Source organism: Cellvibrio sp. 25HG11W-0 (assembly GCF_057815475.1).
This window is the reverse complement of the sequence record NZ_CM174230.1, coordinates 1,111,728-1,127,875: the sequence shown is the minus strand read 5'-3', so window position 1 is coordinate 1,127,875 and position 16,148 is coordinate 1,111,728. Positions and strand designations below refer to the sequence as shown.

Here is a 16,148-nt window from a genome sequence, read left to right as displayed (position 1 = left end):
GATTAACGAATTTTTAAGGTCGCTAAACCTATCAAGACCAACATCAGGGTAATAATCCAAAAACGCACAATGACGCGCGGTTCGGGCCAACCTTTTAACTCGAAATGGTGATGTATTGGGGCCATACGAAAAATACGACGTCCAGTTAATTTAAACGAGGCAACCTGCAAAATCACCGACACGGTTTCCAGTACAAAAATGCCACCCATAATAAAAAGCACGATTTCATGACGAACAATAACCGCCACCAGCCCTAGTGCTGCACCTAAAGCCAAAGCACCGACATCGCCCATAAACACCTGTGCGGGATAGGTGTTAAACCAAAGAAATCCCAAACCCGCCCCGACCAGCGCGCAACAAAACACCACTAGTTCACCAGCACCGGGGATATAAGCAATATGCAAATATTGCGAGAACTGAGAGTTACCTGCGAGATAGGCAATTAAACCCAAGGCTGCCGCCACCATGACGCTCGGCATAATTGCCAAGCCATCTAAACCATCCGTAAGGTTGACGGCGTTACTAGTGCCCACTATTACAAAGTAGGTAAAAATGATGTAAAACAAGCCCATATCGAGCGCGACATTTTTAAAGAACGGAATAAAGAGTTGCGTCTCTGCAGGGCTCTGCGCGGTGTAATACAAAAAAATGGCAGCACCAAAACCTGCGATGGATTGCCAAAAATATTTCCAGCGACCCGGCAAACCACGTGAATCACGTTTGGCGACTTTGCGATAATCGTCCACCCAACCCACAGCGCCAAATACACCCGTCACAATCAACACGGTCCATACATAGCGATTACTCAAATCAGACCAGAGTAAGGTGCTGGCAAAAATGGCCGCTAGAATTAAGGCACCGCCCATAGTAGGTGTGCCCGATTTACTTAAGTGAGACTGTGGCCCATCAGTGCGTACCGATTGCCCAATACGCATTTCAGTCAAACGGCGAATAAACCAAGGACCAAGCAGTAGAGAAATCCCGAGCGCCGTCAACACACCTAAAATGGCACGCACGGTTAAATATTGAAACACCGCAAAACTGCGCAGATATTCTTGTAGGTATTCTGATAGCCAATACAGCATCAGTGAGTTTCTCCTGCCAGGTCACAGAGCTCGCGCACCACCAATTCCATCTTGGCGCTGCGCGACCCTTTAATTAAAAAAGTTGTTTTCGTATCGGCAATTGCTTTGAGTGCAGCAACTAGCGCTTCGCGCTGCTGAAAATGCTCGGCATTGGCACCAAAGGCTTGGCTAGCATTTTCACTCAGCACACCCAAGGTAAATAGCTTGTAAACACTTTTACTGCGCGCGTAGCTGCCTAACTCTGCGTGCATCTGTGCGGCATCTTCGCCTAGCTCACCCAAATCTCCCAAAACTAAAATGCCACACTCCGCTTGACTCAACACATCTATAGCTGCGCGCACAGAACCTGGGTTAGCGTTATAACTGTCATCGATAATTGTTGCCTGCTGATAACCACGCTGACGACTCATGCGACCGGCAACCGGTGCAAAATTTTCCAAACCACGCTGCACATGTTGCAAGTTCGCACCGACAGCTACTGCACAAGCTGCTGCCATTAATCCATTGCGTACACTGTGCTCGCCTTGAGCGTTCAAAAACATTGCTGCACTGGTGTTATTAATATGCAAGGTAAATTCTAAACCATCATTTTTTGTCACTATATTTTGTGCATAACAATCAGCACCAGTATCATGGAGTGAAACTTTAATCACTTGCTGTGCAGTAAAGTCTTGCTGTGCAAGCTGCTGTAACCACTGTGCAGCAAATACATCATCCAGATTTACCACCGCTTTAGCCGATGCAGCCTTAGCCAAACCGGAATAAATTTCTCCCTTAGCACGCGCAACGCCTTCAATAGATCCGAAACCAGCAATATGTGCGGGCATCACATTGTTGATCATGGCAACCTGAGGTTTTGCGAGACTGCAGAGGTAGGCAATTTCATCTGGGCCACTTGCGCCCATTTCAATTACCGCAAATTGATGCTGAGCATCAAGCTGCAATAAAGTTAGCGGCACACCAATGTGATTATTGAAGTTGCCCTTAGTCGCGTGAGTTGCACCCATTTCATTTAAAATGGAAGCCACCAGAGTTTTTACGGTGGTTTTACCGCTGCTGCCAGTAATAGCAATAAGCGGCCCAGTAAATAAGCTGCGATTAAATGCCGCTATTTGACCCAACGCCAAGAGGCTATCGCTTACTACTAATTGCGGTACGCTGATCTCCGGATAGTAATTTTCAACAACCAACGCACAGGGCTGCTTAGCTAAGGCATCGGCCAAAAAATCATGGGCATCATATTTATCACCACGCAGAGCGATAAATAGCTCGCCTTGTTGCAGGCTGCGTGTATCTGTACTCACCGCTGTAAATTCGCTATCGCCATGTTGCAATTGCGCGCCCAAAGAGTTTTCACTGGCGCGAACAAACCCTAGAATTTCGCGTAAAAATACCGGCCGAATCATACCTGGCCTCCAGATTTATCACTACTTACTGTATGGCCAGCTTCACGCTTGGCAATACGGCGCTGCAACGCTAAGCGCGCCTGCTTAATATCACTGAAGGGCAAGGATTGATTTGCAAAAATTTGATAGTCTTCATGCCCCTTGCCCGCCACTAAAATAATGTCGCCAGCCTTAGCTTGTTGCACAGCAAAATCAATCGCTTGAGCGCGATCGGCCAACACCAAACAGCGATTAGGGTTTTTCATACCAGCAACTATATCGGCAGCAATTACTGCGGGATCTTCTGAACGCGGGTTATCATTGGTGACTATGACGCAATCGCTTAGACGCTCCGCTATTCGCCCCATCAACGGACGCTTAGCTTTATCGCGGTCACCGCCACAACCAAATAGCGTCCAGACTTGTCCTGCTTTATGTTCATGCAGCGCCTTCAAAGTGTTTTCCAGCGCATCAGGCGTGTGCGCGTAATCAACAATAACCTGCACTTCTTGCAAGGCTTCATCAACAATTACCGATTGCATACGGCCAGGTGCCGGCTCTAGTTTTTCCACCAAGGGTAGAACCTGCTCCAGACTAAAGCCCTGCACACAGACACTGGCGATAACGGCTAATAAATTACTTAAATTAAATTCACCCAAAAGCGGCGACTTAAGTTCACCCTGTCCCCAAGGGGTAATAATATTGGCGCGCACGCCACTTGCATGTAACTGTATGTTTTCTACGTAAACATCAGCCTTAGTTTGTATTGAATAACTTATTGCTGTAATTGATGCAGGTATTTGTGCGAGCAAGCCCTTGGCCCAAGCATCATCAATATTCACGATTACATGCTGTAAACCCTGAGCCTGTAACAACTCTGCTTTCGCCTTGCCATAGGCCACAAGATCGCCGTGATAGTCCAAATGATCTTGTGTGAGATTGGTAAATACTGCTGCTGTAAAATGCACGCCTGCAACACGCTTTTGCTGCAAGCTGTGAGAGGAAACTTCAAGTGCAACTGATTTAGCTCCAGCGTGGAGCAAGCCAGCAAGAATGCGCTGCAAGGCAATGGGATCAGGCGTGGTTAAGCCGGTCGATTGCAGCAGTGAAATTTGTTGCGCAATAGGCGCAATGGATTGCGCATCAACCACACCGAAACCTATGGTGCCGACCACCGCTGATTTTTGTTGTAAGTGCGCCAACAATTGTGCAGCCAAAAGGCTGCAGGTGGTTTTACCATTAGTGCCAGTAATACCAATGAGCGACATTTTTTTGCTCGGCTCAGCATAAAAACGGCCCGCAATTTCGCTGACGATTGTCGCCAAGCGTTCAATAGCAATAACAGGCACAGCGCCTAGCCAAGCAACTCCCTGCCACTCTTTATCGGCCTCAACCAATATGGCGACAGCACCCATCTCTATCGCTTTAGCGATAAATTTTCGCCCATCTATTTGAGCACCAACCAACGCAATAAAAATATCGCCAGTTTTTAATTGGCGACTATCGAGGCACAAGTTGCGCCCCTGAATTGCAGCTGCCTCACCTAAATCTAGGCTTGGTATCAAATTGGCCAGTGTGAAAGTGTGCGTTTGATAATGAGCAGCCATCACGTTGCAGACCTCGCGGTAAGCGCAGGTATATCGCTATTAGTTTTAACGCGATGTAATTCATTGGCCGCTGATTTAGGATCAACCTTAACGCGCGGCTTAGTTACAACCTGAGCATCAGGCTTGGTGATTGCGTCAGGCGGAACCTGCAACATACGTAGCGCATCCTCAGCCACTTTCGAAAACGCGGGCGCCGCAACATAACCACCATTGCCATACATGCCGCTACCCTTAGGTTCATCAATAACAACCATGGCCACTATGCGCGGATTTTCAACCGGCGCCATACCCACAAAAGAACCAATTTGTAAGCTCGAATATTTTCCACCGACAGCCTTGAACGCAGTGCCTGTTTTACCTGCCACCGAGTAGGAAATTGCTTTAGCACGACTGCCGGTACCCTCTGCACTGACTACGCGCGTCAGCATTTCTTTAACTTGCTGTGCGTGTATTTTTTCAACAACGCGCTCACCTTCGGGGGACACATCTACTTTCAATAGAGAAATAGGGCGTTTTATTCCGCCAGTAGCTATAACACCGTAAGCTTGCACAGCTTGGAGCACTGTCATATTCATGGCGTAACCAAACGCAATATTCGCGCGCTCAATTTTTTGGGCCGGTTTAAAATAAGGTAAATTACCTGCAGCCTCACCGGGAAAGCCCGTACCAATTGGCTTACCTACACCAAGCAGCGCGTACATATCACGCACGGTATTGGTATCCAGTGCAAAGGAAATTTTAGTCATGGCGATATTGCTCGACTTTGCAATTGCCATGGCCAAGTCCATCACCCCGTAATTTTGGTGATCTTTAATGGGCTTACGGCCCACCATGAAATAGCCAGGGTTAGTATCAATCACATCAGAAGGTTTAAATTTCCCACTCTCTAATGCAGCCAAAACCACCCAAGGCTTAACCGTTGAACCAGGCTCGTATAAATCGGTAATAGCACGATTGCGCAAACCCGCACCGCGGGCATGATTACGATCATTAGGGTTATAAGTAGGAAGATTAGACATGGCGAGCACTTCGCCAGTGAGTACATCCAAAATCACAATCGATCCTGCAACCGCACCACTTTCCTCGACCGCTTTTTTCAATTCGCGATGCGCCAAATACTGCAGACGCAAATCGATGCTTAAGGTGAGATTGCGACCGGGGCTGGCAGCCTTGACCAAACGCAATTCTTTTACCGTGCGCAAGCGACGGTCTTTTAAGACTTCTTTTGCGCCGCTTTCACCGGTTAACCACGCATCGTAAGCCAGCTCCATTCCCTCTTGACCACGATCATCCACATCAGTCATACCCACTAAATGCGCAGCCACCTCGCCCGCAGGGTAATAGCGATGATATTCAATTTGTTGGTATACACCGGGAATCTCCAAGGCCAAAATTGCTTGCGCGGCCTCAGGAGACATTTGCCGCTGCAAATACATAAACTCTTTTGTACCATAACGCGCTAAACGCGCCTCTAGCTCAGCGCGATTAGCATTGAGCGCTTGCGCCAATTCCGCCCAGCGAGTGGGTGCCTCCAACAATTCTTTTGGGTTAGCCCAGAGGCTTGATACTGGGGTGCTAACAGCTAAAGGGTCGCCATTACGATCGGTAATTACACCGCGATAAGCGGGAATGACTTCCGTACGCAAGGTGCGCGACTCACCTTGCCCTTGCAAAAATTCAAAGCCTTTGTCGGTATTCGGCAAAACTTGCAGGCTTGCAACATGCACCAATAACAGCACAACCAATAGCGCCATCACCAAGCCAACACAATAAAAGCGCCAACGGGCAACCTTTAGTGGCGTTTGCTTGCTGGGCGCAAGTGGGCGCGCTGAACGCGGCTCTAAGGCAGGCGAGCGACTCATTGCGCGCCCTCATTCGTAGAATGAACTAGCTCATCACCCATAATCATGAGCATATCTTCTGGCGTAGGCGCCATCATATTTAGCTCTGAGAGCGCGGCCGCCTCAACACGTCCATAAGCCGCCCAAGTACTCTGCTCCAGTAGATATTGCCCCCACTGTACCTGTAGCTGGCCCGCTTCACGGCGCAATACTTCAAGTTCATTTACATCGCGCCTAACCACTTGGGTTGACGCCACTACAGCAAGCGCTGAACCTATAACTCCCAGCCATAAAATGGCCACAACCAGCAACAAGGCTGGCGATAGTGGCTTTTTATGGCGAGGATGAACTGGCTTCATAATGACTCTTATTAATGGATCGAATTTTTGACGTCAGACAATACTGACAACGGCTACAACTTCTCTGCCACTCGCATAACGGCACTGCGCGAACGAATATTGGCTTCCACCTCTGCGGCACTGGCTTTAATCGCTTTGCCACAAGAGCGCATGCGTTTATTGAGCTGTTCATCGCGCACCGGCACCCCCATCGGCAGTTGGTCACCCTGCTCTTGACGGCGAATAAAACGCTTCACCACACGGTCTTCGAGCGAGTGAAAGCTGATGACCACTAAGCGACCGCCGGGAGCCAATACCGCCAAGGCCTGCGCCAACACCGATTCAAGATCGGTTAATTCGCTGTTGACTTGAATACGAATAGCCTGAAAAGCGCGTGTTGCCGGGTGTTTGCCTTTTTCCCACGCTGGGTTCGCCTCTTTGATCACCTCAGCCAAATGCTTAGTGCGGGCAAAAGGCTTTATCGCGCGCTCAGCGATGATGGCGCGCGCCATACGCCTGGCAAACCGCTCTTCGCCGTATTCGCGCAACACCCTAATAATTTCATCTTCGCTCGCACTGTTAACCCAGTCAGCAGCACTTTGACCGGAACTCTGGTCCATACGCATATCGAGCGGGCCGTCATTCATAAAGCTAAAACCACGCTCAGCTTCATCCAACTGAGGTGAAGAAACCCCCAAATCCAGCAACACACCGGCCACTTTCCCCGTCATACCGCGCGCTTCTATTAAGCTGGCTAATTCGGCAAACGACCCCTGTGCTATTTCAAAACGGGCTTCGGCACCAAAACGCGCATTTGCCGTGGCAATAGCCGCTTGGTCCTTGTCTATCCCCATTAGGCGCCCTTCGGCGGATAACTGCTGCAAGGCTAAAGCACTGTGGCCGCCGCGCCCGAAGGTGCCATCGACATAGAAGCCGGCGGGATCGGTAATAAGCGCCGCAACCGCCTCGTTTAAAAGTACGGTGATATGTTGAAAGTCAGACACGCCAGCTCCTAGAAAGACAGGGATTGTAATTCGGCTGGCATATCTCCCACGGCAGGTTCGTTCATCAGGGCATTCCAGCTGTCTTCATCCCACAGCTCTAATTTATTGCCCAGACCAACCAGCATGAGTTTTTTGTCCAGATGCGCGAAATTGCGCAGGGTGGGGGGAACTAGCACGCGACCATTGCCGTCCAGCTCAAGATTGACAGCCTGCCCCATAAAACGGCGCTGAATCTTGCGGACTTGTTCGTTGCCAGCGGGTAAAGCTTGAACTTTGGCCAGAACGGGTTCCCATTCTGGCTCGGAATATACAAGTAGGCAGCGTTCATACATATGCGCAGTAATCCACACACGACCGGCGCATGCCTCTACCAAAGCGTCGCGTATGCGCGCTGGTATCGCCATGCGACCCTTAGGGTCCATGCTGATGGAATAACTACCTGTGAACACTTTTCACCACTTTTTGAATTTATTTTCCACAAAAAACCACTAAAACCCACTTTTCCCCACGATGCTCACTATAAATCGGGGCGAAGTAAAGTCAAGCAACCATTGCGGAAAACCCAGAGAAATACCGGCGAAAAGTAAGGGAAAAGTTGCGAACAGGTAGGTAAAATGAAAAAACGAAGCGGTCAAAAAACCAACTTAACAAGCAAAAACAATACAATAGAGCGCAAACCTAATGTAATACATTAAGTTTGAAACTATTTAGGCTTGAAAAGAGTGAATTTATAGAAGAAAAAGCGCTAAGGACAGCGTGAAATCAAGGAAGATAGCAACTTGGCAAGTAGCAGACCACACAGAGCTAACCACAAAATCTGGTGCGCAGACTAACCCAGAGCAAGCCTTGCAGCAAGAGCCCTTGATCAATTTATCAGCGGGCACCGAAACTGACGCAGCGCGCCCGAGATCGACGATAAGTCATAATAACCACCAAAAGTACTCGCACCGCACAAGCAACGTCTTAGTTCACACAAACTACAAGCTGCAGGGAAAACGCTCGCACCAACTGTGATAGCAACAAAATATATGCTAGCGTGGCGAACCTAAAAGAAGACTAAGATGGAACGGCAGCCCCCAGAGCAACATAAATTATGTTTTTACGCCGTATTTTTTATTCGCCATCAACGGCATTCAAATTCACATCACCTCAACACCCGCTAGCTGACTCGCCTCGCAGATCCAACTGCCGAAGGAACACCGCTATTGTTATATCTGGAGCCTCACACCAATGACCCAAACTCAACCACCACTCGCAAAACGTTATCTACTTCTAGCTATACCATTTATCGCTATAAACACTATTTTCATTTTAGGTGTCACCTTTGGCATACCTTTGAGCGATGAATGGCGCTGGATCAAAGAATTATTGATGCCACTCATGCAGGGCGATATTTCATTTGGGCAATACCTGAGAGGCGAGTATTCATTTTTGGGGCATTCGCACTATCTCGCTATTTTCTTTTTGTATCTGGATTATCGTTTCTTACAGCTAGACATGAATTACTTTACCTATGTTGGGCTTTTATTTTATCTTCTAGGCTATGCACTCATACTTAGCTACGCCAAATCATTTCTACATGTAGATACCAAGCAAAACATTGCAGCCTTACTCATAGGATCGGTCGGCTATTTCTGTATCACGAGCGACTTCCCTTGGCTGCTAGTGGTCTTTGAGTATGTTTACTTTTTTATTACCATTGCCACACTCATCGCACTCGATCTCTACCTGCGCGGTAAAATTCGCTTCCGTTCATTTCTTGGCTGCGCAATATTCTGCTTATTATTTGCTGACTCTATCGGTATGGCCGCCGTTTTTATGTGCATTGTCGCCCTAACGTGTCACGCATTTTTCAGCAAGAACTACAAACCACTCGCCATTCTTATTGCAGTCATCGCAGTAATTTTTGCTACGCAATATTTTCTATTAGGAAAAGGCGTTCCTATTGGCGGGCATTCCCGCTTAGAAACACTTAAGGCAATTTTGGCAAATCCCATTGATATCCTCATTTCCTTCATCTCTATTTTTAGCCAACCGCTCATTGATAAATCTATACTTCACGACACCCTTGGAGAAAAAAACGCCCCTATCCTGCAGTTCGGCTTGGGGCTCGTCGGATTCATATTTGTGTGCGGTGTATTGCTTGCCTATCACCTCAATAAAGGTTGGCAAAAAACCAAATTACCGCTTTTACTTATTGGCTATGGATTGCTCAACTGGGCACTGATATTCGTTTCGCGCTATTTAGATTTTGGGGCAGGAGTGATGAATGAACAACGCTATGTGCGCTTATTCACCTTGATCTATGTGGGTACAGGTATGGCAATTGTTTGCACTGACTTGCACCGCATTGCCTTTCGTTTTGTTGCCGCTGCAGCTGCCTGTTTTGTTCTGACCTACGCCATCACAACATCCTATAAGTTTTGGCAGGATCAATACATTCAAGCCTATTTTGAGAACGCCAAAGTCGAGCTGGTAAATGACAATACAGAAACTTCAACGCTAGCCAATTACATAGGCCGCTGCACCAATGATTACTGCAAAGAAGCCATTGATTTCATGAAAGAGGAAAAACTGAGTATTTTCAACGCGCCAGAAAAATAAACTGACGCATGAAGGGAATAAGCAAGGGGCCTAACGAGCCACAATGAACTTGTAGCGTTTTTTGTAGCAATCCGAGCTGAAGGGGTAAACACCCCTTCAGCTCGGACAATTCAATAGGTCGGAGTCGGCCTGTAAGCCGGGTTCTGTCGAGGACAGTCATTCATCTGGGATGTGCGTCACCGCACACCTCAAGCAACCTACCCGCCTCCGATACGGGCCGTACCAATGGAGGCCTATTTGGTCTTGCTCCGAGCGGGGTTTACCATGCCACGAACTGTTACCAGTCGCGCGGTGCGCTCTTACCGCACCCTTTCACCCTTACCGTTGCTCTTGCGAACACTTAGGCGGTCTGCTCTCTGCTGCACTTTCCGTAAGCTCACGCCTCCCAGGCGTTACCTGGCGCTCTGCCCTATGGAGCCCGGACTTTCCTCCCCAATGCACCAAACAACACGCGAACGAGTTGCCCAGTTAACACCAGAGCGACTGCCGAGCCGACTCCGAGGCGGCACACTAACGCCAGCTAAGCAAAAGCGCAAGATTAAATGCCAAACAATTACACGGCTCCGCCTACACTTTTTGTCACCTAAAGCAACACAATAGAAAAAGCATCAGGTAAAGAGTCCAATAAACTGGTATTTTTACTGCCTTAAGCTATTAATTAATAAAGATTTAACATCCCCAAATTCATTAGCAGCTCCACACTTCCTGCCCTTTCGAATAAAAATATGGAGAAGATCTTGAAAGTTCACACAATGAAACTCTTGACGCTCGCTATTGCAAGCGCGTGCATCAACCCTACTTTTGCACAAAGCTCTCCCGCACTGGAGGAGATGCTAGTGACTGCACAAAAGCGAGTTCAAAGCCTGCGCGATGTCCCTGTATCAGTAAATGCAGTAACAAATGAAAAAATAGAATCTGCTGGCCTGACAAATATTGAACGACTGGCGGATTATATTCCCAGCTTTAACATGACCCAAACCGGCATAGGCACCAACATCGCCATTCGCGGTATAAGCTCTGGAGTTAATCAGGGGTTTGAGCAGTCGACTGCACAGTTTGTAGACGGAGTGCATTATGGACGAGCTCAATTAGCACGAGCTCCTTTTTTAGACGTAGCGCAAATTGAAGTTCTACGTGGGCCCCAAAGTATTCTTTTTGGCAAAAACTCAACGGCAGGCGCAGTAAGTATTACTACGGCGAAGCCAACTGACGATCCAGAAGGCAAGCTAACACTTTTGTACGAGCCAGAGCACGGAGAACAAGACGTGCGCTTAGTACTCTCCGGCCCTATCACTGACACCCTTAGCGGTCGCTTCGCCATATTGCAAAGCAGTATTGATGGCTTCATGGAGAACACCACTCTTGAACGCGATGAGTCCCATGATAAAAACCGCGTAGTACGCGGAACCCTGCAATGGAAGCCTACAGCCGACTGGAACATCACCTTAAAAGTAGAAGATGGAGCCTTCGATAGTGATGGGCGAAATATAGAAGTCATAAAACCCGTCACAAACCCCGATGACAAAGGGCAATTCACCCCCTATGCAAATGCCTTAAAGTTTCTAACGCAGGGGGCCTACAACTTGGATACCAGCCACGATTGGAAACGGCAATCTAATGGCGACTACAGCTACAACGACACTGAAAATGTCACGCTTACTATTGAGCGCAACTTGGGAGAGCACACACTCACCGCTGTAACTGGCTACAACGCCTACGACTATAAAGAACTATGCGATTGTGACTTTACCGGTGCACCTGGCTTTAATATTGCCTCTACTGAAGACTATAACCAGTTCAGTCAGGAGCTGCGCTTGGCTTCGCCAGAAGACGATACGTTCAGCTACATGGGCGGGCTATTTTTCCAATCTAGCGAACTCGGTTTTCACGATGAAATTCAAGTTCCTACCGATAGCTTTATTCCAACAGCATTTGCCTCACGTATAGGCGCTGCACGCTCCAATTTATTAAGAGGTGCTTCTACCCAGCGCGATTTCCAGCAAGACACTGACCTCGCCGCCATCTTCTTTCAAGGAACGTGGAACTTTACAGACCTATCGCGCGTAACCATTGGCGCTCGCTATACCGAAGAAAATAAAAATGCCATGCGCCATCAGTATCACATCAGCGCCGACAATCAACTACAAGCGGTAGGCACCCCAGGCGATGACTACAATGTCATATGGGGGCTGTTTAATGTCGAGCCCTACGACCCAATCTACGGTGATCGCAAAGAGTCGGAAGTCACACCATCCATCACATTCCAACACGACCTTAACAGCACTGACATGCTGTACATTAGTTACACCACTGGCTTTAAATCAGGCGGCTTTGATGTTCGCGCCAATTCAAATCCAGATGCCAAGGTTAACAATGCCTATGACTTTACTGTCCCTACAGCGCCCACTCCCATTAAAGGCACCTTTGAGTTTGAGGATGAGCATGTTACCAATTACGAAATTGGGGGGAAATTTGTACTGGCCGAAGGCTCAGCAGAATTAAACCTCGCCTTATTTCGCTCCGAATTCCAAGACATGCAAACCAGCCAGTTTGATGGCAAGCTAAGCTTCAATGTGGGCAACGCAGGCGAAGCCGTAGTACAAGGCCTTGAAGCAGATGGACGCTGGGCAGTAACCGACAATATATTACTGCGCGGCGGCATGGCCTATATAGATTTTGAATACACCAACTTCCCCACCTCCCAGTGTTACTTTGGCCAAGTGGATAACATAGGTGCAGTAGGCGACGGCGTATGCGATGCGACTGGCCAACGCCGTGAGTTCACCCCTGAATACCAAGGCAATGTGGGCGTGGATTACACAATTGAATTCAGCAATGGCATGAAGCTCGTCAACACGCTCGACTTAATTTACAGCGCGGACTACTTAACCACACCATCACTTGACCCGCGCATGAAGCAAGATGCCTACACCAAAGTAAATGCTCGCATAGCCCTAAGCGATACCGATGACGCGTGGGAAGTGGCATTAATTGGCAAAAACCTCACTGATCAATCCATCGTGAGCTACGCCAACGGCTTGCCCGTTGCCAGTACAGTGACTAACGGTACGGGCTCTGGCTACTACGCTTTTTATGAGCGCCCCATGAGTATCGCGCTGCAGGGGACATTCCGCTTTTAATCTTTAACAAGTTGAGCACAATCAAAAACCGGCCCAAAGCCGGTTCAGGTTGCCCACAAACCCCCAGTCAAAAACTGGGGTTTTTTATTTAATGGCACAAGTACTTTTCGCGCAAACTGCGATGTTTAAAAATCCATTCCCGCGCCAAGATACACTAGCAGCAACAGCGCTTAAGCCGCGCGATCCGTCGACAATCTGCTGCGTAAATACGTGATAGTGTTAAAGCCCGTCACAATCACAACCAGCCATCACTGCTCCTTATGATGGAATTAGCATAAAAAGTTACTTATGAGACCTTAATGCCTTTATAGTCACTCCCTTGAGCCGCTGATTTCTAACTGAACAAATGCCCGCTCTAGATAGCGGGCATTCAATTAAGACCACCCAATAATTAAGGCCAACCAAGGTTTTCAATTCTTTATCGCGCCAATACTGGCTCTACCCCGACAGAATTACAACAAGGGTTAGATGGCATGCTTAAGTGGTTGCTGCCGAACCAAATGTCACTCACAACAAAAATTTGTTTCTGCCCCAATAGACTACCTTAAGCCAATGATCGAACCGGACCTACGCTATCCAAGCGATTGAATCGAAATTCACGACCTATATTTTTTATATAAGGGAGCATTGGATATTTAATGGTCTCAATAACACCTCAATCAAAGGCTACACATGTCAAAAACTATAAACAAAAACACCGAACTCCCCAGCCCCAAGCTAAATCACATTCTCGCACTCCTCCCCGCGAAAGACTTAGAGCGAATCCTGCCCGGCCTTAAACTTATCGAGATGCCCCTGGGTTGGACCATGTCAGAATCTGGCGACCATATTGATTTTCTGGATTTTCCGATTTCAGGAATTGTTTCCTTAATGTACTCACTCGAAGATGGCTCAACCAGTGAGACAGCACTGGTAGGTAGCGAAGGCATGGTTGGGATATCAATTTATATGGGCGGAGAGAGCATGCCGTCGAGCACGGAAGTTCAAACAGCCGGGCAAGCCTATCGTTTAAGCCGCAGGCTCATGAAGCAGGAGTTTGCCCTGGGTGGAAAGTTGCAACACCTTTCGCTGCTCTTTGCACAAGCCCTTATTTGTCAAACATCGCAAACAGCCGTTTGCAATCAACATCACTCTGTTGAACAACAAATGTGCCGCTGGCTATTAATGTCAATCGATAGACTGAAGGTAGATGAACTCTTGATTACCCAAGAAGCCATTGGCAGATTGCTCGGCGTAAGGCGTGAAAGCGTCACCCAAACAGTGGGGCAACTACAAAAAGACAATTTGATCGAGCGAGGTCGTGGGCGTATCAAAATTTTGGATCGCGTTAAACTGGAAAAGCGCTCGTGTGAATGTTACGCAGCGGTAAGAGATGAGTACGAACGTTTACTGCCAGGTAGCTTGGCATAATAAAAGACACATAAACATGCCCGAGACATTTTCTATTTTAAAGTAGAGGCGCCCTTTATCAGAACACCTCTACGTCAAAAATATTTAGCAATAAAATACTTTTCCTAAAACTTTCTGCGTATTGCTAAGAGTGCACCGCCGACAAAAATGAACGCAATCCCAGCCCAGATTGGAATATTGACATGTTCCTTTTCTGAAAACGACATGTGTAACGGACCCACATCTGCTTTATGCACATCGCTCGTATAAGTAAACCCACCGTAAGCGAGGCCAATAACACCTGCCAGAATAAGGATAATCCCAACGACTTTTTGAATATTCATGTTACAACTTCCTGCCTTGTATCACTCGGATAACCAATGACACTATGGCCACCACGATGAGAATATGAATAAAACCGCCCATGGTATAAGACGACACCAAACCCAGTATCCAAAGCACAATTAAAATAACCGCAATAGTTTCTAACATGTATTTCTCCTACCCGATGATATATAAAATTTTTCACATGCTAGGAGATTACCCGACAGACTTAGTCATGGTCTGTGCGCCAGAGAACATAGATCTAAAATATGATTTACATGTATTGCAATCACTCGCTTAAGGACTCATTGGCAGCAGACAAAAATTCATCGATCTCTCCTGCGGTAGCGCGCGCACTGCGGCCAACACCAATCAAGGTCGCCGAGGCCAAACCAGTCCATTCACCGTAACCCACCAACCACAAACGCGGCTGGTGAATGGCATGCGTTTCAGTAATATCGATGCGGCCCTCGGCATTAAAAATATTCAACCCGCGTAAATGTGCCAATGCAGGTCGAAAGCCAGTACACCAAATCACTGTATCAATGGCCGACTCGGAGCCATCGCTCCACTGAACACCATCAGGCGTAAAAGTCTTAAACGGACGCACCGCATGCAACACATCGCGTGCACGCGCCTCCAGCACCGGCGGCACCATCACTATGTCACCTAGGCCACCTACTGGCTCATCAATTACACGCCCTTCTTTATGAGCTTGCCAGCGCTCAGTGGCGCGCGCAAATAAAACACGACCATCCACATCATCCGGTAAAAAAATGGGGTCTTTCGGTGTAACCCAAATACAATTCGCCACCCGAGATACTTCAGCCAGAATTTGCGCACCAGAATTGCCCCCACCCACAACCAATACGTTTTGTTTGGCAAAAGGTTTGGCATCAACATAGCGGGCAGAATGAAGCTGCGTACCGCAAAATAATTCAGCATTAGCATATGCAGGAATATACGGATTACGCCAAGTACCCGTTGCACTCACCACCGCCTTAGCCCGCCAGCTTTTATTGGCACTGATGACACGCAAGCCGCCGTCACAGGCCTCAACATCTTGTACTAATACAGGGCGCTCAATAGGAGATTTATAATGCGCCTCGTAGCGCGCCAAATAACTCACGACATGATCGCGACTGGGATAGGCTTCATTTACAGCGGGCATTTGCCAACCAGAAAGCGAGCTCCACGTAGAAGGTGAAAAAAGTCGCAATGAATTCCACCCATGCAGCCAAGCGCCGCCGGGCGCAATTTCTGCATCGAGAATTACAAAACTGTGTGCTGTTTTCCGTAAAAAATACGCAACCGAAAGCGCCGCTTGCCCACCGCCGATAATAACGACATCGACCTGAATGTCTGTATTCGAACTCATATCCCTCCCCCACTTTTAACCCCGCGCCAACTAAAGTCCTAGCCGGCCAATCC

13 protein-coding genes and 1 other RNA gene are annotated in these 16,148 nt (G+C 47.9%); 3 read left to right on the top strand and 11 right to left on the bottom strand.

What is annotated here, in order from left to right; genetic code table 11:
- Positions 1–2: 2 nt before the first annotated feature.
- From mraY to mraZ, 7 genes are read right to left on the bottom strand one after another with little or no spacing between them, the layout of a single operon-like run.
- On the bottom strand, positions 3–1,085 hold the full coding sequence (gene mraY / locus AC0KUT_RS04705) for a phospho-N-acetylmuramoyl-pentapeptide-transferase (RefSeq protein ID WP_488833926.1): 1,083 nt from the start codon (positions 1,083–1,085) through the stop codon (positions 3–5).
- Entirely contained in the window at positions 1,085–2,491 is a 1,407-nt protein-coding gene (locus AC0KUT_RS04700) for a UDP-N-acetylmuramoyl-tripeptide--D-alanyl-D-alanine ligase (RefSeq protein ID WP_488833924.1), read from the bottom strand. The genes mraY and AC0KUT_RS04700 overlap by 1 nt, the downstream gene beginning before the upstream one ends.
- The gene (locus tag AC0KUT_RS04695; RefSeq protein WP_488835638.1) at positions 2,488–4,077 is read right to left on the bottom strand and encodes a UDP-N-acetylmuramoyl-L-alanyl-D-glutamate--2,6-diaminopimelate ligase; all 1,590 of its coding nucleotides are present in this window, start codon (positions 4,075–4,077) and stop codon (positions 2,488–2,490) included. Before AC0KUT_RS04695 ends, AC0KUT_RS04700 begins: the two co-directional genes overlap by 4 nt.
- Positions 4,077–5,939, bottom strand: a complete 1,863-nt coding sequence (locus AC0KUT_RS04690) for a peptidoglycan D,D-transpeptidase FtsI family protein (RefSeq protein ID WP_488833923.1) — start codon at positions 5,937–5,939, stop codon at positions 4,077–4,079. Before AC0KUT_RS04690 ends, AC0KUT_RS04695 begins: the two co-directional genes overlap by 1 nt.
- Positions 5,936–6,277, bottom strand: a complete 342-nt coding sequence (gene ftsL / locus AC0KUT_RS04685; protein ID WP_488833921.1) for a cell division protein FtsL — start codon at positions 6,275–6,277, stop codon at positions 5,936–5,938. The genes AC0KUT_RS04690 and ftsL overlap by 4 nt, the downstream gene beginning before the upstream one ends.
- Positions 6,278–6,330: 53 nt before the next feature.
- On the bottom strand, positions 6,331–7,260 hold the full coding sequence (rsmH, locus tag AC0KUT_RS04680) for a 16S rRNA (cytosine(1402)-N(4))-methyltransferase RsmH (RefSeq protein WP_488833920.1): 930 nt from the start codon (positions 7,258–7,260) through the stop codon (positions 6,331–6,333).
- Between the two features lie 8 nt (positions 7,261–7,268).
- Positions 7,269–7,709, bottom strand: coding sequence for a division/cell wall cluster transcriptional repressor MraZ (gene mraZ / locus AC0KUT_RS04675; RefSeq protein WP_488833919.1), 441 nt, complete (start codon positions 7,707–7,709; stop codon positions 7,269–7,271).
- 781 nt (positions 7,710–8,490) lie between these two features.
- On the opposite strand from mraZ, the gene AC0KUT_RS04670 reads away from it, so the two are divergent.
- Complete coding sequence (locus AC0KUT_RS04670; protein WP_488833918.1) at positions 8,491–9,864, top strand: hypothetical protein; 1,374 nt, start codon at positions 8,491–8,493, stop codon at positions 9,862–9,864.
- Between the two features lie 116 nt (positions 9,865–9,980).
- On the opposite strand, the gene rnpB is transcribed toward AC0KUT_RS04670, so the two are convergent.
- An RNA gene (gene rnpB / locus AC0KUT_RS04665) (RNase P RNA component class A) lies at positions 9,981–10,363 on the bottom strand.
- Positions 10,364–10,601: 238 nt separating this feature from the next.
- Here rnpB and AC0KUT_RS04660 point away from each other — a divergent pair.
- Positions 10,602–13,004 (top strand): TonB-dependent receptor, encoded by a 2,403-nt coding sequence (locus AC0KUT_RS04660; protein ID WP_488833917.1) that lies wholly within the window; start codon positions 10,602–10,604, stop codon positions 13,002–13,004.
- A 672-nt stretch (positions 13,005–13,676) separates the two neighbouring features.
- Positions 13,677–14,414: a Crp/Fnr family transcriptional regulator gene (locus tag AC0KUT_RS04655; protein WP_488833916.1), complete on the top strand. Its 738-nt coding sequence runs from the start codon at positions 13,677–13,679 to the stop codon at positions 14,412–14,414.
- Positions 14,415–14,518: 104 nt separating this feature from the next.
- Here the strand turns inward: AC0KUT_RS04655 and AC0KUT_RS04650 are convergent, their stop codons facing one another.
- The 3 genes from AC0KUT_RS04650 to AC0KUT_RS04640 all read right to left on the bottom strand — a co-directional run bounded on the left by AC0KUT_RS04650 (position 14,519) and on the right by AC0KUT_RS04640 (position 16,095).
- Positions 14,519–14,737 (bottom strand): hypothetical protein, encoded by a 219-nt coding sequence (locus AC0KUT_RS04650; RefSeq protein ID WP_488833914.1) that lies wholly within the window; start codon positions 14,735–14,737, stop codon positions 14,519–14,521.
- A gap of 1 nt (position 14,738) precedes the next feature.
- Positions 14,739–14,885 (bottom strand): lmo0937 family membrane protein, encoded by a 147-nt coding sequence (locus AC0KUT_RS04645; protein ID WP_488833913.1) that lies wholly within the window; start codon positions 14,883–14,885, stop codon positions 14,739–14,741.
- A 121-nt stretch (positions 14,886–15,006) separates the two neighbouring features.
- Entirely contained in the window at positions 15,007–16,095 is a 1,089-nt protein-coding gene (locus AC0KUT_RS04640) for an ArsO family NAD(P)H-dependent flavin-containing monooxygenase (protein ID WP_488833912.1), read from the bottom strand.
- Positions 16,096–16,148: the final 53 nt, after the last annotated feature.